This window comes from Sphingosinicella soli (assembly GCF_014199685.1).
GTDB classification, from domain to species: Bacteria; Pseudomonadota; Alphaproteobacteria; order Sphingomonadales; family Sphingomonadaceae; genus Sphingosinicella; species Sphingosinicella soli.
In genome coordinates this window covers 14477-31296 of record NZ_JACHNZ010000046.1, presented here as the reverse complement: position 1 = coordinate 31296, position 16820 = coordinate 14477, and the positions used below count along the sequence as shown (strand labels likewise).

Sequence of the window (16820 nt, the reverse complement as noted above, 5' to 3'; positions counted from 1 at the left end):
GTTGTGGCGCTCCCATGGAGTATCTGTCCCATAGCGCATCCTTCCATTGCTGGCTGAATAATGCACCATCAAAGCCTGGGATCAAACACCTAGGCAACATCTGCCGCTCGCCGCTCGCGGAGGGCGCAATGCGGCGGCTGGTGGAGGCGCAGGGCGCGCCGATCGCGATCGACAGCGCCGGTACGGGCGACTGGCACATCGGCCGCGCCCCCGATCCGCGCGCGCAGGCCGAAGCGCTGCGGCAGGGGCTGGACATCTCGATGCTGCGGGCGCGGCAGGTGACGGAAGAGGATTTCCACCGCTTCGATCATATCGTGGCGATGGACGCGAAGAACCTCGCCGATCTTCTGGAGCTTCGGCCCGACGGCGCGGGCGCGGCGCTGTCGCTGCTGCTCGATCATGCCGAGGGCGGCGATGTGCCCGATCCCTATTACGGCGGCGACGAAGGCTTTGCCGAGACCTTCCGGCTCGTGGAGGCCGGCGCGCGCGGCCTGCTTCAGGCGATGAGCGGCCAGCGCGCGACGACGCTGTAGTCCGCGCCCTCGGTGGTGAGGCGGCTTTCGAACAGGCTGATCGCGTCCACGCTGAATTCGACCGGCGGAAAGCCTTCGCGCAGGAACGCGTCGAGCGGTCCGGCGGTGCCTGAAAAGCGCGCCAGCGTGATGTGGGGCAGGTAGCTTCGGGTTTCGGGCGCGATGCCGACCATCTGGAGCGCGCGGTCGACCTTGTTGTGCAGCGCCTTCACGGGTTCCTGCGGCTCGACGCCGACCCACAAGGTTTCGATGCGGGCCTTGCGCTCGAAAATGCCCGGACGCGCCGTGGCAAGATCGAACGCCCGCGCGCGGATCGCCGCAAGCGCTTCGGCGACGGCATTGGCCGTATGCGTATCGACCGTGCCCACGAAGCGCAGCGTCAGGTGAAGCTGGTCCTCGCTCTGCCAGCGCGCGCCGAGCACGCCGCCCATGCGCGCGACGAGCGCATCCTTCACCGCGCGGGGCAGATCGATCCCGACGAACAGCCGGTGCACTAGCGCAGCGCCGCCTCGACGCTCGGCAGGATACCCTTCACGATCACGGACACGCCCGCCGGATTGGGGTGCATGCCGTCGCCCAGCAGCAGCGCCTTGTTCGCGACGACGCCCTTCATGAAGAACGGATAGAGCGGCACGGCGTGCTTCCTCGCGAGCGCCGGATACATGCCGTTGAACTCCGTCGCATAGGCCTTGCCCAGGTTGGGCGCGGCAAGCATTCCGGCGACGAGCACCTTGCTGCCGCGTTTTTTGAAGTCCGCGATCATCGCATCGAGATTGGCGCGTGCCTGTGCGGGCGGAAGCCCGCGCAGCATGTCGTTGGCGCCGAGGCCGAGAATGACGAGATCCGGCTTCGTTTTCATCCCGCCGAGCACCCACGCCACGCGCGCCTTGCCCGCAGCGGTGGTGTCGCCGGAAACCGCGCCGCTCACCACGCGCGCGGAAATGCCTTTCGCCCTGAGCGCCTTTTCAAGCTGCGGCGCGAAACCCTCGCCGGGTTTCAGCTGATACCCCGCCATCAGCGAATCGCCGTACGCAACAATCGTGCGCGTTTCGGCAAACGACGGAGTCGCGGCGACAAACAACAGCAGAAAAGCTGCAATCGCGCCTTGGACAAAGCCTGCGGCGTCCCCATAATCACGTAACCGGCCAGAACCTGACAAAGCGGATCCCCTTGAACGATATCTCCTCGGCACCCACCAATATTGTGATTGATGCACGCGATGTCACCCTCACGCTCGGCGAAGGCGCGGGCGCGGTCGAAATCCTGCGCGGCGTCAGCCTCTCCGTGGCGCGCGGCGAAAGCGTCGCCATCCTCGGCCCCTCAGGCTCCGGCAAGTCGTCGCTGATGGCGGTGCTGTCCGGCCTCGAGCGTGCAAACAGCGGCCGGATCGGCGTTGCGGGGCAGGATTTTGGCGCGCTCGACGAAGACGGCCTCGCCCGCGCCCGTCGGGGACGCATCGGCATCGTGCTGCAGGCGTTCCACCTGCTGCCGACGATGACCGCGCTGGAGAACGTCTCGGTGCCGCTGGAGCTCGGCGGCGTTGCCGACGCGGAGGCGCGCGCGCGCGCCGAGCTGGAGGCGGTCGGTCTCGGCCACCGGCTGACGCACTACCCCTCGCAGCTTTCGGGCGGCGAGCAGCAGCGCGTCGCCATCGCGCGCGCCACTGCGCCGCGCCCCGGCCTGCTGTTTGCCGACGAGCCCACGGGCAATCTGGATGCAGCGACCGGCCACGAGATCGTCGAACTGCTCTTCGATCGCCAGCGCGCGCAAGGCACGACACTGGTGCTCATCACCCACGATACCGAGCTTGCGGCGCGGTGCGGCCGCATCGTCGAGATGCGTGACGGGCAGATCGTGCGCGACCGGGCGAGCGAGGCCGTTTCTTGAACAGCCTGTCGCTGAAGCTGGCGCTGCGCGACCTGCGCGGCGGGCTTGCCGGTCTGCGGCTGCTCGCGGTCTGCCTGTTCCTCGGGGTCGCCGCGCTCGCGGGCGTCGGCAGCCTCTCCACGGCGATCGTCACGTCGCTTTCGGAAAAGGGGCAGTCGATTCTGGGCGCGGATGTCGAGGTCGCGCTGACCCAGCGGGAGGCGAGCGATGCCGAGGTGGCGGCGTTTCGCGAATACGGCGAGGTCGGCGAGGTCGTGCGGATGCGCGCGATGGCGAGCCGGATCGACGGCGCGCAGAGCGTTCTGGGCGAACTGAAGGCGGTCGACGGGACATATCCGTTTTACGGCAACCTGCGGCTCGAAGGCGGGATGCCGCTTGGCGAAGCGCTGAAAGCAAAGGGCGTCGCCGTCGATCAGGCGGCGCTCGACCGGCTCGGCGCGCGCGTCGGCGACACGGTGACGATCGGCGATACGCGCGCGAAGATCGCGGCCGTGCTTGCCGAGGAGCCCGACAAGGTCGGCGAAGGCTTCACGCTCGGGCCGACACTGCTCATGTCGCTCGAAACGCTCGAAGAGACGGGCCTGCGCCAGCCCGGCAGCCTGTATCGCACGCACTACAGGCTGAAACTGCCGTCCGATGCGTCGCCCGATTCGGTGACGGAGGCGCTCAATGCGCGCTTTCCCGATGCGGCATGGCGCATTCAGGATCGTTCAAACGGCGCGCCCGGCACCCGGCGCTTCATCGAGCGGCTCGGGCAGTTCCTGACGCTGGTGGGCCTCACCGCGCTGCTCGTCGCCGGGGTCGGCGTCGGCAACGGCGTCGGCTCCTATCTCGACGGCAAAACCCGTTCGATCGCGGCGCTCAAGAGCGTCGGCGCCGATTCGGGCATGATTTTTCGCATCTACATGATCGAGGTCGGCCTGATCGCGCTTTGCGCGGTCCTGCTGGGCGCGGCGGCGGGCGCATTCGTTCCCGCGATCGTGGTGGCGTTCGCGGGGGATGCCTTGCCCGTGCCGCCCGAACTCGGCCTCCACCCCGCGCCGCTCCTCACCGCGATCCTCTACGGCCTGCTGGCAGCGGCGGCCTTTGCGATCTGGCCGCTGGCGAAGGCGCGCGATGTTCCGGCCGCGCGCCTGTTCCGCGCCGGGGTCGAGCGGATGGCACGGCCTCCGCTTGAAGTGATGGCGCTCAGCTTCGGCGCGGCGCTTCTGATCGCTGCCGTTGCCGTCTTGCAGGCGCGCGAGCCGCTGTTCGCCGCCGCGTTCATCGCCGCCGCGCTCGGGCTGATGGCGCTTCTCGCCGTGCTTGCGCTTGGTATCCGCGCGCTCGCCGCGCGCCTGCCGCGCCCGAAGCAGCCGCTGCTCCGGCTCGCGCTCGGCAATCTGCACAGGCCGGGATCGATGACGCGGCAGCTGGTCGTGGCGCTCGGCCTCGGGCTCACGTTGTTCGCGACGCTTGCCGTCATCGAAACCAACCTCTCCCGTCAGATCGACGAAGCGCTGCCCCGCGAGGCGCCCAGCCTGTTCGTCGTCGATATCCCGGCGGGCGAGGCCGACACGTTCAGAAAGACGGTTCTGGAGGCAGCGCCCGGCGCCTCGATCCGCGTCGTGCCTTCGCTGCGCGGGCCGGTGGTCGCCGTGAACGGCACGCTCGTTTCGGAAATGAAGGATGTCCCCGAAGGCGCGTGGATTCTGCGCGGCGACCGGGGCCTGACCTATTCGGCGGCGCTGCCCGACGGGAACCGGATCGTTTCGGGGCAATGGTGGCCCGAAGACTATAGCGGGCCGCAGCGCGTCTCGATGGATGCGGAGGTCGGCGAGGCGCTCGGCCTCAAGCTCGGCGACGAAATCACCGTATCGGTGCTCGGCGTCGATCTTCCCGCGACGATCACGAGCTTCCGCGAGATCAACTGGGATTCGCTCGGCTTCAACTTCGCGCTCGTGTATTCGCCCGGCCTGATCGAAAGCGCCCCCCATAGCTACATGGCGACGATCGTGACCTCTCCGGCGGAGGTTCCGGCCGTGTCGCGCGCCGTCGTGCGGGCGTTCTCGTCGGCATCGGTGATCCGTGTCGGCGACGTCATTGAAAATGCGGGCGTGCTCCTCGGCCAGATGTCGACGGCGGTGCGCGCCGCTGCATCGGTCGCGATCGCGGCGGGGATCGCGGTTCTGGTCGGCGCGATTGCGGCGGCGCGGCGCGCGCGCATCTACGATTCGGTGATGCTGAAGGTGCTCGGGGCGACGCGGCGCCAGGTTCTCATCAGCCTGCTTGCCGAATATGCGCTGCTCGCGCTCGTGCTTTCGCTCATCGCCTTCGGGCTGGGGACGGCCGCGGGCTGGTATGTGGTCACGCAGGTTTTCGAGCTGGAGTGGCTGCCGGTCTGGATGCCCGTGATTCTCACCGTCGTGCTGGGCGCCGCAGCGATTCTCCTGCTCAGTCTGGTCGGGTCGTGGAGCGCGCTCGGCGCCCGCCCGGCGCGGGCTCTGAGGAATTTATAGCGAATTCGTCCGGTTTTCCTTGAAGCCGGGACCAATCCGCACGATATTGCACGATGTGAGCCGGATGACCCGGCGAATGGGAGAGTAAATAACATGGTGAACCAGACGGATCCTCGCCTGGCTTACGGTCGCCCGGCAACGACGGCCGAGGGCGTCGCTTTCGACGCCGGCCTGCGCAAATACATGCTGTCGGTCTATAATTACATGGCCTCCGGCGTGCTGCTTTCCGGCATCGTCGCGATGCTGTTCGCGAACAGCGGCATGGCCGAACAGGTCTTCGCGCAGGGCGGCGTGCTCGCGTGGGTGCTGATACTTGCGCCGCTCGGCTTCGTGATGGTGCTCAGCTTCGGCATCCACAAGCTCTCCACGCCTGCAGCACAGGGGCTTTTCTGGGCCTTTGCCGCAGTGATGGGCCTTTCGATGTCCACGATCTTCCTGACCTTCACGGGCACGTCGATCGCACGGATGTTCTTCATCACGGCAGGCGCCTTCGCCGGTCTCAGCCTTTACGGCTACACCACGAAGAGGGATCTGTCGGGTTTCGGCACGTTCCTCGTGATGGGTCTCATCGGCCTCATCATCGCGACCGTGGTGAACATCTTCCTTGCCTCGTCGGTCATGCAGTTCGTCATCTCGGTGATCGGCGTGCTGATCTTCGCGGGCCTGACGGCGTATGACACGCAGCGCATCAAGAACATGTACTTCCAGGTCGCGGGCAGCGACTTCATCGGCAAGGCCGTGGTGATGGGCGCACTGTCGCTCTACCTCGACTTCATCAACATGTTCACGTTCATGCTGCAGCTCTTCGGAAACCGCGAATAGCATTTTCGCAGCTACGACCTGCAAAAAGGCCCGGTGCGTTTCGACGCTCCGGGCCTTTTCTTTTGCGGCCGCGCGTGGCTAGACCTTCCTTTCACAAGACCAAGGGGAGATCGGCATGGCGCAGACAATCGCATTCATCGGGCTCGGCAACATGGGCTCGGGCATGGCGGCGAACCTTGCGAAGGCAGGCTATGCCGTGCGCGCGTTCGACCTCAGCGCCGATGCGCTCGTACGCGCCGGGAGCGACGGCTGCGCGGTTGCAGGAAGCGCCGCCGATGCGGTTTCCGGCGCGGATGCCGTCGTCACCATGCTTCCGGCGGGCAAGCATGTCGAAGCGGTCTACAACGGCGAAGTGTTCGGCGCGGCGAAGCCCGGCGCCTTGTTCATGGATTGCTCGACGATCGACGTCGTGACGGCGCGCAAGGTGGTGGAGGCGGCGATCGCAAAGGGGTTCGCGATGGTCGATGCGCCGGTTTCCGGCGGCATCGCGGCGGCTGCGGGCGGTACGCTCACCTTCATGGTCGGCGGCGAGGCGGATGCCTTCGCGCAGGCCGAGCCGATCCTTGCGCACATGGGCAAGGCGGTGATCCACGCGGGCGGCGCAGGCGCGGGGCAGGCCGCGAAAATCTGCAACAACATGCTGCTCGGCATCTCGATGATCGGGACGTGCGAGGCCTTCGCGCTCTCGCAGAAGCTGGGCCTCGACCCGCAGGTTTTCTTCGACATTTCCTCGAAGGCGAGCGGCCAGTGCTGGTCGATGACGAGCTATTGCCCGGTGCCCGGTCCCGTTCCCGCCGCGCCGTCCAACCGCGATTACGAAGGCGGTTTCGCCGCCGCGCTGATGCTGAAGGATCTGAAGCTGGCGATGGAAGCCGCTGCGGCCGCGAACGCCGCGACGCCGATGGGCGCGCAGGCCGAAGCGCTTTACCAGACCTTCTCGAACCTCGGCGGCGCCGCGAAGGACTTTTCGGGCATCATCAAAATGCTCGACGGCAGCTGGCGCGCCTGATCCCCATCCCCGGGGCGGCGGTTAAAGCGTCTTGAGCGCTTTCAGGAAGCGTTCCGGATTGCCGTCGCGCAGATCCTCGATCGCGGAGTCCAGTTCGTCGTCGTCGATCGCGGCGTCTGATTCGGCATCGTCCAGACGCTCCGTAGCGGCTTCAAGGCGCCTTTCGATCGCCGCTTCGATCCGGGCGACCTTGGCCTCGATCGCGTCGCCCTTGGCGTCCAGCGCGTGCTCCGCGCTGTCTTCGTCGCCTCCGAAGGTCAAACGCATCGCGCCGAGATTGGACAGCAGCACGAGCGCACCCAGGCCGCCCAGAACGATCATCAGGTTCCGGCGGTTGATCGGCCTGTCATGACCGGCTGGCGGTTCGTCACGCATCGACGGTTTTCTTACCGCCCTTCGCCTCGCGCGTCTTGCCCTTTTTGGCCGCGCGCGGTTTCGGCGCGGCCGCGATGATCTCGAACGCGGGCGTGTCGTCCTTGATGTGGACCACGACCTCGCCGCCGTTCACCAGCTTGCCGAACAGCAGTTCTTCCGCGAGCGGCTGCTTGATCGTGGTCTGGATGAGCCGGGCGAGCGGGCGCGCACCGTAAAGCCTGTCGTAGCCGCGCTCGATCAGCCAGCTCTTCGCCTCGTCCGACAGCTTGATGTGGACGTCGCGGTCCGCGAGCTGGAGTTCGAGTTCAAGGATGAACTTGTCGATGACCATCGCGACGATCGTTGTCGGCAGGTAGTCGAACGGCACGGTCGCATCGAGACGGTTGCGGAATTCGGGCGTGAACATGCGCTTGATGGCCTCCTCGTCCTCGCCCACGCGCACGGTGGAGCCGAAGCCGATGCCTTCCTTGGCCATGTCGGCCGCGCCCGCGTTCGTCGTCATGATGAGGATGACGTTGCGGAAATCGACCGTCTTGCCGTGGTGGTCGGTCAGCTTGCCGGAGTCCATCACCTGCAGCAGGATGTTGAACAGGTCCGGGTGGGCCTTCTCGATCTCGTCGAGCAGCAGCACCGCGTGCGGGTTCTGATCGACCGCGTCGGTCAGCAGCCCGCCCTGGTCGAACCCGACATAGCCCGGAGGCGCGCCGATCAGGCGGCTCACCGAGTGGCGTTCCATGTACTCCGACATGTCGAAGCGCTGCAGCGGGATCCCCAGGATCGCCGCGAGCTGGCGCGCAACCTCGGTCTTGCCGACGCCGGTGGGGCCGGAGAACAGGTAATTGCCGATCGGCTTGTTCGGCTCGCGAAGCCCGGCGCGCGACAGCTTGATCGCCGAGGACAGCGTTTCGATCGCCTTGTCCTGTCCGAAGACGACGCGCTTCAGATCCTGCTCCAGCGTGGCGAGCACCTTCTTGTCGTCGGAGGAGACCGACTTCGGCGGAATGCGGGCGATCATGGCGACGACGGCCTCGACCTCCTTCACGCCGATCACCTTCTTGCGCTTGGCGGGCGGCAGCAGCATCTGCGAGGCGCCGACCTCGTCGATGACGTCGATCGCCTTGTCGGGCAGCTTGCGGTCGTTGATGTACCGCGCCGACAGATCCACTGCGGTCTTCACCGCTTCGGCGGTGTAGCGGACCTTGTGGTGCTCCTCGAAATAGGATTTGAGGCCGAGGAGGATGCGCACCGTGTCCTCGATCGTCGGTTCCTTCACGTCGATCTTCTGGAAGCGGCGCAGCAGCGCGCGATCCTTTTCGAAGTGGTTGCGGAACTCCTTGTAGGTCGTCGAGCCGATGCAGCGGATCGCGCCGCCCGACAGCGCCGGTTTCAGCAGGTTCGACGCGTCCATCGCGCCGCCCGACGTCGCCCCGGCGCCGATCACGGTATGGATCTCGTCGATGAACAGGATCGCTTCGGGCATCTTCTCAAGCTCGTTGACGACGCCCTTCAGGCGCTCCTCGAAGTCGCCGCGATAGCGCGTGCCCGCAAGCAGCGAGCCCATATCGAGCGAATAGATCACCGCGCCCTTGAGGACATCGGGCACGTCGCCCTCGACGATCTTGCGCGCCAGACCCTCCGCGATCGCGGTCTTGCCGACGCCCGGATCGCCCACGTAGAGCGGATTGTTCTTGGAACGGCGGCAGAGAATCTGGATCGTGCGATCCACCTCGGCGGCGCGGCCGATCAGCGGATCGACCTTGCCGGAGAGCGCCTTGTCGTTGAGATTGACGCAGAACTGCTTCAGCGGCGAATCTGCGGGCTTCTTCGCGTTGCCCTTGTCCTTGGCGTCCCTGGCGTCGTCGGCGGGCTCGTCGGCACCGCGCACGGCGCGCGGCTCGGAGAGCGAGGACGACTTGGCGATGCCGTGGCTGAGATAGGAAACCGCATCGAGCCGCGTCATGTCCTGCTGCTGCAGGAAGTACACGGCATGGCTTTCGCGCTCTGAAAAGAGCGCGACGAGCACGTTGGCGCCGGTCACTTCGTCGCGGCCGGACGATTGCACGTGCAGAATGGCGCGCTGCACGACGCGCTGGAAGCCGGCGGTGGGATTGGGATCGACCTGATCGCCGGCGCGCAGCGGCTCCAGCTCCTTGTCGAGATAGCCGGTCAGCTCCTCGCCGAGCTGGTCGAGATCGACGCCGCAGGCCTTCATCACCCCGGAGGCATGACTGTCGCCGATCAGCGCGAACAGCAGGTGTTCAAGCGTGGCATATTCATGCCGCCGCCGGCTCGCCTCGGCGAGGGCGTTGTGAAGCGTGTGCTCGAGTTCGCGGGCAAAGGCCGGCATTCGTCACTCCTGCGCTGCGGCGAAACATCCGCCGTCTGATGTGAAGATCAGTGACGAACGGCAAAACATCAAGGGGGCAATATGCGGCGCTCGCCGCTGAAACCACGTTTTGCGCGGCTCAGGCGACATTCCTGACATCGTCGTCGTGGCCGCCGAAATCGTCGGTAACGGCCATTTCGCCGAGCTTTCGGTAAAGCGTCGAGCGGCCGATCCCCAGGCGCCGGGCGACTTCGCTCATGCGGCCCCGGCAGTGGTGGATCGCCTTGCGGATGATCTCCGCTTCCAGATCTTCGAGCCGCCGAAGTTTGCCGTCGTCGCCGAGCAGGGAGACTTCGGCCGAAAGGTCGGACGCCGTGCGCGCGGGCTCCGTCGCGGGCGCGGCCTGCGGTCGCCGTGCGGCAACGCCCGCAAGCTGCGGAAAATCCACAACAGTCAGTTTCGCGCCGTCGCAGAGCACGGCGGCGCGGAACAGCGCGTTCTGAAGCTGCCGTACGTTGCCGGGCCAGCCATACGCTTCGAGCAGCGCGAGCGCATCCTGATCGATGTCGCGCGCATTGACGCCCTCTTCGGCGCCGAGGCGGCGGATGAAATGATGTGCGAGCGCGGCGATGTCGCCCCGGCGCGCGCGCAGCGGCGGAATCGTGACCGGCACGACGCCGAGCCGGTAGAAAAGGTCTTCGCGGAAGCGGCCTTCGCGGACCTCTTCGGCAAGATTGCGGTTGGTCGCGGCGATCAGGCGGACATCGACGGTCACATGGCCGCGCCCGCCGACCGGCTCGATCTGCCCGGTCTGCAGCGCGCGCAGCAGTTTCACCTGCGCATCGAGCGGCAACTCGCCGATTTCGTCGAGGAACAATGTGCCGCCGTCGGCTTCACCGAAGCGGCCGACGTGCCTGTCCACGGCGCCCGTGAACGCGCCCTTTTCGTGGCCGAACAGGACCGATTCGACCAGATTGGACGGAAGCGCGCCGCAGTTGACGATGACGAGCGGCTTCCTCGTGCGCGGCGAGGCGGCGTGGACCGCCTGCGCGACGACTTCCTTGCCGACGCCGCTTTCGCCTTCGATGAGGATGGGCACGTTTTTCTGCGCGGCCTTTTCCGCCACCGCGAGTGCGGCCCGGAAGCCCGCGTCGCGGCCGACGATGTCGGCGAACGCCAGCGAATCAGGCAGTTTTTCAGTCAGCGGGCGCAGCTCGCCGCCGGGTGTTTTTTCATCCAGCACGCTTTGCAGCGCGCGGATGATGCGATCCGGGCTTGCCGGCTTCAGCAGAAAGTCGCTCGCGCCCGCGCGCATCGCCTCGACGGCGGTGGAGACGCTGGAATGGGCGGTCAGCATGATGACCGGAAGCTGCGGAAACTGCGGGCGCAGTTCGCGCAGCACCTCGATGCCGGTTTTGCCCGGCATGTTGTAATCCAGTATCACGGCGTCGATCGATTTGCCGCGCGCCCCGTTCAGCACATCGAGCGCGGCCTGGCCGTGCTCGGCTTCAACGGTGCCGTAGCCCGCGCGCGCCGCCACGGTTTCCGTGATGCGCCGCTGGCCCGACTCGTCGTCGACAACAAGAACGGTCTGTTTCGCCAAAATGCCGACTCTCTGCTTTCGAAAATTGACCCGCCTGTCTCGATACGGCACAGCCCGTTGCCGTCGGGTTAAGATTTTGACCCGTTTTTCGCTTCACACCTTGGCTGGTGTTGTTATGAACGGGCGGAATCAGGTCCGGATTGGGGGACGTACAGATGGCGCAGAACAACGCGTATACGAACAAGGCGATGAAGGATCACGCCAAGACCTACGAGGGTTTCCTCGCGATGCTGAAGTGGGGCACGATCGGAATCGTGCTCGTGCTGCTCGGCATGCTCCTCTTCCTTTACCTTTAGTCGCTCCATGACACATCCGGTTCGGATCGCGGTCTTGTCGGAGACTGCGGATTTGGAACGCCGCGTGGCTGCGAGCCCCGAGACGGTGAAGAAGTTCATCGGGCTCGGCGCTGCCGTCGCCGTGGAAGCGGGCGCGGGTCTCGCGTCGGGTATCGCGGACGCCGATTATGCGGCGGCAGGCGCGGAGGTCGGCGCGCGCGCGTCCGTACTCAGCGGCGCGGGCATCGTGCTTGGCGTGCAGGCGCCGGAGCCGGCTTCGCTCGCGGGCGCAGCGCCCGGTGCGCGCGTCGTGGCGATGCACGCCCCTGCGGCGAACCCGGATCGCGCGAAGGCTTACGCTGCGGCGGGCTATGAGGCGCTCGCGATGGAGCTGATGCCGCGCATCACGCGCGCGCAGTCGATGGACGTGCTCTCCTCGCAGTCGAACCTGTCGGGCTACAAGGCGGTGCTCGATGCGGCGGCGGAGTATAACCGCGCGTTCCCGATGATGATGACGGCGGCGGGCACGGTCTCGGCCGCGAAGGTGTTCATCATGGGTGTGGGCGTCGCGGGGCTTCAGGCGATCGCCACGGCGCGCCGCCTCGGCGCGCAGGTCTCGGCGACCGACGTGCGCTCGGCGACGAAGGAGCAGATCCTCTCGCTCGGCGCCAAGCCGATCTTCGTGGAGGCCGTGAAGGGCATCGAGGGCGAAGGTTCGGGCGGCTACGCCACCGAAATGTCCGACGAATACAAGGCCGCGCAGGCGCAGCTCGTGTCGGCGCACATTGCCAAGCAGGACATCGTCATCACCACCGCGCTGATCCCGGGCCGCGCTGCGCCGCGCCTCGTCAGCGACGCGCAGATCGCCACGATGCGCCCGGGCAGCGTGCTCATCGACCTTGCGGTCGAAGCGGGCGGCAACGTGGAAGGTGCAGTGGCGGGCGAGATCGTGGTGAAGCACGGCGTGAAGATCGTCGGGCATCGCAACGTGCCCTCGCGCCTCGCGGCGGACGCCTCGCTGCTCTACGCGCGCAACCTGTTCAACTTCCTGTCGGCGTTCTGGGACAAGGACACGCAGGCGCCCGTGCTGCCCGACGACGACGAGATCGTGAAGGGCGTGCGGCTGACACTGGACGGCAAGGCCGTCCATCCAATGCTGGAGCCGGTTCTGGGGGGAGCGTAGGCCATGGACTTCATTTCGATCTTGTCGATCTTCGTGCTGGCGTGTTTCGTCGGCTATTACGTGGTCTGGTCGGTCACTCCGGCGCTGCACACGCCGCTGATGGCGGTGACGAACGCGATTTCGTCGGTCATCATCGTGGGCGCGCTGATCGCGGCGCTTGCCGCCGGTTCGGGCGTCGCCAAGTGGCTGGGGCTCGTCGCCGTGGCGCTCGCCAGCGTCAACATCTTCGGCGGCTTCGCGGTCACGCAGCGCATGCTCGCGATGTACAAGAAAAAAGAGAAGAAGGGCTAAGCCGATGGAACACGTCGCCGCCGTGCCCGCCTGGGCGCTTCTCGCCTACCTCGTCTCCGGGGTTCTCTTCATCCTCGCGCTGCGGGGGCTCTCGTCGCCCGAAACCAGCCGCGCGGGCAACCGCAACGGCATGATCGGCATGGGCATCGCCGTGGTGACGACGCTCGCCACGCACGACATCGCCTCGCTGCCGGAAATCGCCGCCGCGATCATCCTGGGCGGCGGTATCGGCTTCATCACCGCGCGGCGTATCGCCATGACCGCGATGCCGCAGCTCGTCGCGGCGTTCCACAGCCTTGTCGGCCTTGCCGCCGTGCTGGTGGCGGCGGCGGCCTTCCTCAATCCGCAGGCGTTCGGCATCGCCGATGCGTCGGGCGCGATCTTCGGCGCCAGCCGGGTGGAAATGGTGCTCGGCATCGCCATCGGCGCGATCACCTTCTCGGGATCGGTGATCGCGTTTGCGAAGCTGAACGGCAACATGTCGGGCACGCCGATCCTGCTGCCCGCGCGCCACATCATCAATCTTGCGCTGCTGCTGGCGATCGCGTTCTTCACGTTCGGCTTCTGGCATTCGCAGTCGGCGATGGATTTCTGGATCGTCGTGGGGCTGTCGTTCCTGATCGGCTTCCTGCTCATCATCCCGATCGGCGGGGCGGACATGCCCGTCGTCGTCTCGATGCTGAACAGCTATTCGGGCTGGGCCGCCGCCGCGATGGGGTTCACGCTGCAGAACACGGCGATGATCATCACCGGCGCGCTCGTCGGCTCGTCGGGCGCGATCCTCAGCTACATCATGTGCAAGGCGATGAACCGCAGCTTCATCAGCGTCATCGCCGGCGGCTTCGGCGCCGAGGCGGGCCCGGCGGGCGCCGCCGCCGCCATCGACCGTCCGTGGAAGCGCGGCTCCGCCGAGGACGCCGCGTTCCTCATGCAGAACGCCGAGAAGGTCATCATCGTGCCGGGCTACGGCATGGCCGTCGCGCAGGCGCAGCACGTGCTGCGCGAGATGGGCGACAAGCTGAAGCATCAGGGTGTCGACGTGCGCTATGCGATCCACCCGGTCGCGGGGCGCATGCCCGGGCACATGAACGTGCTGCTCGCCGAGGCGAACGTGCCCTATGACGAGGTGTTCGAGCTTGAAGACATCAACACCGATTTCGGCCAGGCCGACGTCGCGTTCGTGATCGGCGCGAACGACGTCACCAACCCGGCCGCGAAGACCGACAAGACCTCGCCGATCTACGGCATGCCCGTGCTCGACGTCGAAAAGGCCAAGACCGTGCTGTTCATCAAGCGCTCGATGGGCGGGGTCGGCTACGCCGGGGTCGACAACGAACTCTTCTACCGCGACAACACCATGATGCTCCTCGCCGACGCCAAGAAAATGGTCGAGGAAATCGTCAAGAACCTCGATTGAGGCGCGGTGATTGAGGTTCGGCGCGAAACCTTAAGCGCCGGAATGCGTTCACGCGTCATACCAAACACAGGGGACAGACCGATCATGCGCCATTCCACGATCCTGGTGCCTTTGGCCGCCTTGCTCGCCGCCGCGTGCGCGAGCCAGGCCGAAGAGCCCGCCGCCGCGCCCGCCGCGCCGCCGCCTGCGGCCTATGCGCAGCTTCTCGACAAGGACGGCGCCACGAAAGGCCGCGCAGTGCTGACCGAAACGAACGGCGGCGTCGATGTCGGCCTCGTGCTCGAAGGCTGGCCCTCGGGCACCTATGCGTTCCATGTGCATGCGCTCGGGCTCTGCACCGCGCCGGACTTCACGTCGGCGGGGCCGCACTTCAACCCGACGGGCGCGAAACACGGCGACCACAAGGGCGATCTGCCCAACGTCACGGTGGGCGCCGACGGCACGGCCCGCATCGAGGCGCGCATCAACGGCGCGACGCTCTACAGCGGTGAAACGCCGGTGCTCGATACCGACGGCGCGGCCGTGGTCGTGCACGCCAAGCCCGACGACGGCGTCACCGATCCGGCGGGAAATGCGGGCCCCCGCCTTGCATGCGGCGCGGTCGTCACCAAATAGCGCAACCACTGGCTTCGGAGGCTGAAGGTGAGCGTGAACGAGCGTGCGTTTGAAGAGGCGATGTCGCGCGCGGGAATCGATTCGCGCGATCCCCAGGCCGTGCGGGTGCGCGTCGAGATGCTCGAAAAGCTGCTCGAGCGCTCGATCACGATCCCGGGGATCAGATACAAGATCGGCCTCGACGCGGTTCTCGGCCTCATACCCGTGGGCGGCGACATTCTGTCCGGGCTGATGTCCGCCTATATCATCTGGGAAGCGCGCAACCTCGGCATGTCGCGCTGGGCGCTGACGCGCATGGCGGGGAACACCGTGTTCGACACGGTGATCGGCTTCGTACCGCTTGTGGGCGATGCGATAGACGTGCTGTTCCGATCGAACACCCGCAACCTGCGCATCATCAAGGCGCATATGGACCGCCACCACCCGAAAACCGCGGTGGTGGAAGGCACAGTCACCCGCCGCGCCATATGAGCACGGCGGCGCCGTCTGCGGCGCCGGGGTTGCGGCACGCCGCGTAGTTGTAATCAAGGTCCATGCACAGGCGCACTTCGGTGAGCCAGCCGCGATTGTTCAGCGTCACGGCGATCGCTTCGGGCGGCAGGCCGATGTTGCCCTGCACGAAGGCTGCGCGCACCGATCCGGCGGTAAGAGGCTCGCCGCGAAGCGCGCGAAGATCGGGACGTTTCACGCCGTCCCACAGCGATTTCGACGCGCCGAGATACGCCTCCGCGCTTGAAAACGCGCAGGTGCCGTGCGCGGCCCACTGGTGCTGCATCAGCTGCGCCGAGGGCATCATGCAATAATGCTGGCGGACAAGCGCCTCGCCCACCGGCGGCGCGACCGCGCAGGCGCGGGGCGATGGGCCTGCCGCGCTATCCACCCACAGCCCGTGCAGGATGAAGTCGAAATCATTGTCTGCGCACTGGCCTTCGTGGGCGCGCGCGTCCTTGCGGAACCGGCAGAACTCCGGCGACCACGACATCGCCAGCACATAGGCCGCGGCGGGCGCATCGGGTTTATCGTCGGGCAGGCTCGCGGCGGCCGGAAGCTCGATACGGCTCGGGATGTTGCACTCGGCAGCGGCGTCGCCGGGCGCCTCTTCCGCCGACCCGCAGGCCGCGAGGCAGAGCGCGAGCAGCAGTCGCTCAGGCGCGCGCAAGGTCGAGTCCGATGTCGGCGGCGGGGGCGGACTGGGTGATCCGGCCGACCGAGACGTAAGTGACGCCGGTTTCGGCAATGCCCCGGATCGTATCGAGGTTGACCCCGCCCGAGGCCTCCGTCGGCACGCGCCCCGCGACGAGGGAGACGGCGGCGCGGATGTCGGCCACGCTCATGTTGTCGAGCAGCAGATGCGTCGCGCCCGCCGCAAGCCCCGGCTCGATCTGCTCGATCCGGTCGACCTCCAGGATGATGCCCGCGATGCCCGCATCCTTCGCGCGGCGCACGGCTTCGGCGACGCTGCCTGCGACGGCGACATGATTGTCCTTTATCATCGCCGCGTCCCACAGCCCCATGCGGTGGTTCTGCGCGCCGCCCATGCGCACGGCGTATTTTTCAAGGAGCCGCAGACCGGGGATGGTCTTGCGCGTGTCGAGCAGGATCGCCCCCGTGCCCGCGATGGCATCGACATAGCGGCGTGTCAGCGTCGCGATGCCGGAAAGGTGCTGCACGGTGTTGAGCGCGGAGCGCTCGGCGGTGAGCATCGCGCGGGCAAGGCCGGAAAGGCGCATCAGGTCCGTGCCCGCCGAAACGCGGTCTCCGTCCGCCGCGCGCATGTCGATCTCCACGTCGGGGTCGAGCGTGCGGAAGAAGGCGGCGGCGATGTCGAGCCCGGCGACGACGATGGCGTCCCGGCTGTCCATCGCGCCGTTGAAGCGCGCGCTCGCCGGGATCACCGAAGCCGACGTGATATCGCCCGCCTCGCCGAGATCCTCGGCGAGGGTGGAGCGAACGAAAGCCGCCGTGTCGAACCCCGCGATGTCCATG

General features: G+C 66.8%; 18 protein-coding genes. 11 read left to right on the top strand and 7 right to left on the bottom strand.

Annotated elements, in window-relative coordinates; genetic code table 11:
- Positions 1–14: 14 nt before the first annotated feature.
- On the top strand, positions 15–533 hold the full coding sequence (locus GGQ98_RS15770) for an arsenate reductase/protein-tyrosine-phosphatase family protein (protein ID WP_184071231.1): 519 nt from the start codon (positions 15–17) through the stop codon (positions 531–533).
- On the opposite strand, the gene thpR is transcribed toward GGQ98_RS15770, so the two are convergent.
- Together thpR and GGQ98_RS15760 are read right to left on the bottom strand one after the other, a co-directional pair.
- Entirely contained in the window at positions 497–1027 is a 531-nt protein-coding gene (thpR, locus tag GGQ98_RS15765; RefSeq protein WP_184071228.1) for an RNA 2',3'-cyclic phosphodiesterase, read from the bottom strand. The two genes, GGQ98_RS15770 and thpR, sit on opposite strands and share 37 nt — an antisense overlap.
- Positions 1027–1692 (bottom strand): arylesterase, encoded by a 666-nt coding sequence (locus tag GGQ98_RS15760; protein WP_184071226.1) that lies wholly within the window; start codon positions 1690–1692, stop codon positions 1027–1029. The genes thpR and GGQ98_RS15760 overlap by 1 nt, the downstream gene beginning before the upstream one ends.
- A gap of 11 nt (positions 1693–1703) precedes the next feature.
- On the opposite strand from GGQ98_RS15760, the gene GGQ98_RS15755 reads away from it, so the two are divergent.
- The 4 genes from GGQ98_RS15755 to mmsB all read left to right on the top strand — a co-directional run bounded on the left by GGQ98_RS15755 (position 1704) and on the right by mmsB (position 6749).
- The gene (locus GGQ98_RS15755) at positions 1704–2420 is read left to right on the top strand and encodes an ABC transporter ATP-binding protein (protein WP_243451943.1); all 717 of its coding nucleotides are present in this window, start codon (positions 1704–1706) and stop codon (positions 2418–2420) included.
- The gene (locus GGQ98_RS15750) at positions 2417–4918 is read left to right on the top strand and encodes an ABC transporter permease (protein WP_184071225.1); all 2502 of its coding nucleotides are present in this window, start codon (positions 2417–2419) and stop codon (positions 4916–4918) included. Before GGQ98_RS15755 ends, GGQ98_RS15750 begins: the two co-directional genes overlap by 4 nt.
- A 93-nt stretch (positions 4919–5011) precedes the next feature.
- Entirely contained in the window at positions 5012–5740 is a 729-nt protein-coding gene (locus GGQ98_RS15745; protein WP_184071223.1) for a Bax inhibitor-1/YccA family protein, read from the top strand.
- Between the two features lie 115 nt (positions 5741–5855).
- Complete coding sequence (gene mmsB, locus GGQ98_RS15740; protein WP_184071221.1) at positions 5856–6749, top strand: 3-hydroxyisobutyrate dehydrogenase; 894 nt, start codon at positions 5856–5858, stop codon at positions 6747–6749.
- A 21-nt stretch (positions 6750–6770) separates the two neighbouring features.
- Here mmsB and GGQ98_RS15735 read toward each other — a convergent pair whose 3' ends face one another.
- The 3 genes from GGQ98_RS15735 to GGQ98_RS15725 all read right to left on the bottom strand — a co-directional run bounded on the left by GGQ98_RS15735 (position 6771) and on the right by GGQ98_RS15725 (position 11053).
- On the bottom strand, positions 6771–7124 hold the full coding sequence (locus tag GGQ98_RS15735; RefSeq protein WP_184071219.1) for a hypothetical protein: 354 nt from the start codon (positions 7122–7124) through the stop codon (positions 6771–6773).
- Positions 7117–9471, bottom strand: coding sequence for an ATP-dependent Clp protease ATP-binding subunit ClpA (clpA, locus tag GGQ98_RS15730; protein WP_184071217.1), 2355 nt, complete (start codon positions 9469–9471; stop codon positions 7117–7119). Before clpA ends, GGQ98_RS15735 begins: the two co-directional genes overlap by 8 nt.
- Before the next feature lie 118 nt (positions 9472–9589).
- The gene (locus tag GGQ98_RS15725; protein ID WP_207791446.1) at positions 9590–11053 is read right to left on the bottom strand and encodes a sigma-54-dependent transcriptional regulator; all 1464 of its coding nucleotides are present in this window, start codon (positions 11051–11053) and stop codon (positions 9590–9592) included.
- Positions 11054–11208: 155 nt separating this feature from the next.
- Here GGQ98_RS15725 and GGQ98_RS15720 point away from each other — a divergent pair, with 155 nt between their 5' ends.
- From GGQ98_RS15720 to GGQ98_RS15695, 6 genes are all read left to right on the top strand, one after another.
- Complete coding sequence (locus tag GGQ98_RS15720; RefSeq protein ID WP_184071215.1) at positions 11209–11349, top strand: aa3-type cytochrome c oxidase subunit IV; 141 nt, start codon at positions 11209–11211, stop codon at positions 11347–11349.
- 7 nt (positions 11350–11356) lie between these two features.
- On the top strand, positions 11357–12511 hold the full coding sequence (locus GGQ98_RS15715) for an NAD(P) transhydrogenase subunit alpha (protein WP_184071213.1): 1155 nt from the start codon (positions 11357–11359) through the stop codon (positions 12509–12511).
- A 3-nt stretch (positions 12512–12514) separates the two neighbouring features.
- Entirely contained in the window at positions 12515–12802 is a 288-nt protein-coding gene (locus tag GGQ98_RS15710) for an NAD(P) transhydrogenase subunit alpha part 2 (RefSeq protein ID WP_184071211.1), read from the top strand.
- Positions 12803–12806: 4 nt separating this feature from the next.
- Positions 12807–14219, top strand: coding sequence for an NAD(P)(+) transhydrogenase (Re/Si-specific) subunit beta (locus GGQ98_RS15705; RefSeq protein WP_184071209.1), 1413 nt, complete (start codon positions 12807–12809; stop codon positions 14217–14219).
- Positions 14220–14303: 84 nt separating this feature from the next.
- Positions 14304–14834: a superoxide dismutase family protein gene (locus GGQ98_RS15700; RefSeq protein WP_184071207.1), complete on the top strand. Its 531-nt coding sequence runs from the start codon at positions 14304–14306 to the stop codon at positions 14832–14834.
- A 60-nt stretch (positions 14835–14894) separates the two neighbouring features.
- Positions 14895–15305, top strand: a complete 411-nt coding sequence (locus tag GGQ98_RS15695) for a DUF4112 domain-containing protein (protein WP_184071237.1) — start codon at positions 14895–14897, stop codon at positions 15303–15305.
- Here GGQ98_RS15695 and GGQ98_RS15690 read toward each other — a convergent pair.
- Together GGQ98_RS15690 and nadC are read right to left on the bottom strand one after the other, a co-directional pair.
- Entirely contained in the window at positions 15286–15993 is a 708-nt protein-coding gene (locus tag GGQ98_RS15690; RefSeq protein WP_184071205.1) for a ribonuclease T2 family protein, read from the bottom strand. The genes GGQ98_RS15695 and GGQ98_RS15690 overlap by 20 nt on opposite strands.
- Positions 15980–16819, bottom strand: a complete 840-nt coding sequence (gene nadC / locus GGQ98_RS15685) for a carboxylating nicotinate-nucleotide diphosphorylase (protein ID WP_184071203.1) — start codon at positions 16817–16819, stop codon at positions 15980–15982. The genes GGQ98_RS15690 and nadC overlap by 14 nt, the downstream gene beginning before the upstream one ends.
- Between the last annotated feature and the right edge of the window lies 1 nt (position 16820).

Coding starts and splice junctions, on each gene's coding strand:
- GGQ98_RS15705 (WP_184071209.1), top strand. CDS start 12,807: ATGGAACACGTCGCCGCCGTGCCCGCCTGGGCGCTTCTCGCCTACCTC.
- nadC (WP_184071203.1), bottom strand. CDS start 16,819: ATGGACATCGCGGGGTTCGACACGGCGGCTTTCGTTCGCTCCACCCTC.
- GGQ98_RS15745 (WP_184071223.1), top strand. CDS start 5,012: ATGGTGAACCAGACGGATCCTCGCCTGGCTTACGGTCGCCCGGCAACG.
- clpA (WP_184071217.1), bottom strand. CDS start 9,471: ATGCCGGCCTTTGCCCGCGAACTCGAGCACACGCTTCACAACGCCCTC.
- GGQ98_RS15735 (WP_184071219.1), bottom strand. CDS start 7,124: ATGCGTGACGAACCGCCAGCCGGTCATGACAGGCCGATCAACCGCCGG.
- GGQ98_RS15695 (WP_184071237.1), top strand. CDS start 14,895: ATGTCGCGCGCGGGAATCGATTCGCGCGATCCCCAGGCCGTGCGGGTG.
- GGQ98_RS15720 (WP_184071215.1), top strand. CDS start 11,209: ATGGCGCAGAACAACGCGTATACGAACAAGGCGATGAAGGATCACGCC.
- GGQ98_RS15715 (WP_184071213.1), top strand. CDS start 11,357: ATGACACATCCGGTTCGGATCGCGGTCTTGTCGGAGACTGCGGATTTG.
- GGQ98_RS15700 (WP_184071207.1), top strand. CDS start 14,304: ATGCGCCATTCCACGATCCTGGTGCCTTTGGCCGCCTTGCTCGCCGCC.
- mmsB (WP_184071221.1), top strand. CDS start 5,856: ATGGCGCAGACAATCGCATTCATCGGGCTCGGCAACATGGGCTCGGGC.
- GGQ98_RS15770 (WP_184071231.1), top strand. CDS start 15: ATGGAGTATCTGTCCCATAGCGCATCCTTCCATTGCTGGCTGAATAAT.
- GGQ98_RS15710 (WP_184071211.1), top strand. CDS start 12,515: ATGGACTTCATTTCGATCTTGTCGATCTTCGTGCTGGCGTGTTTCGTC.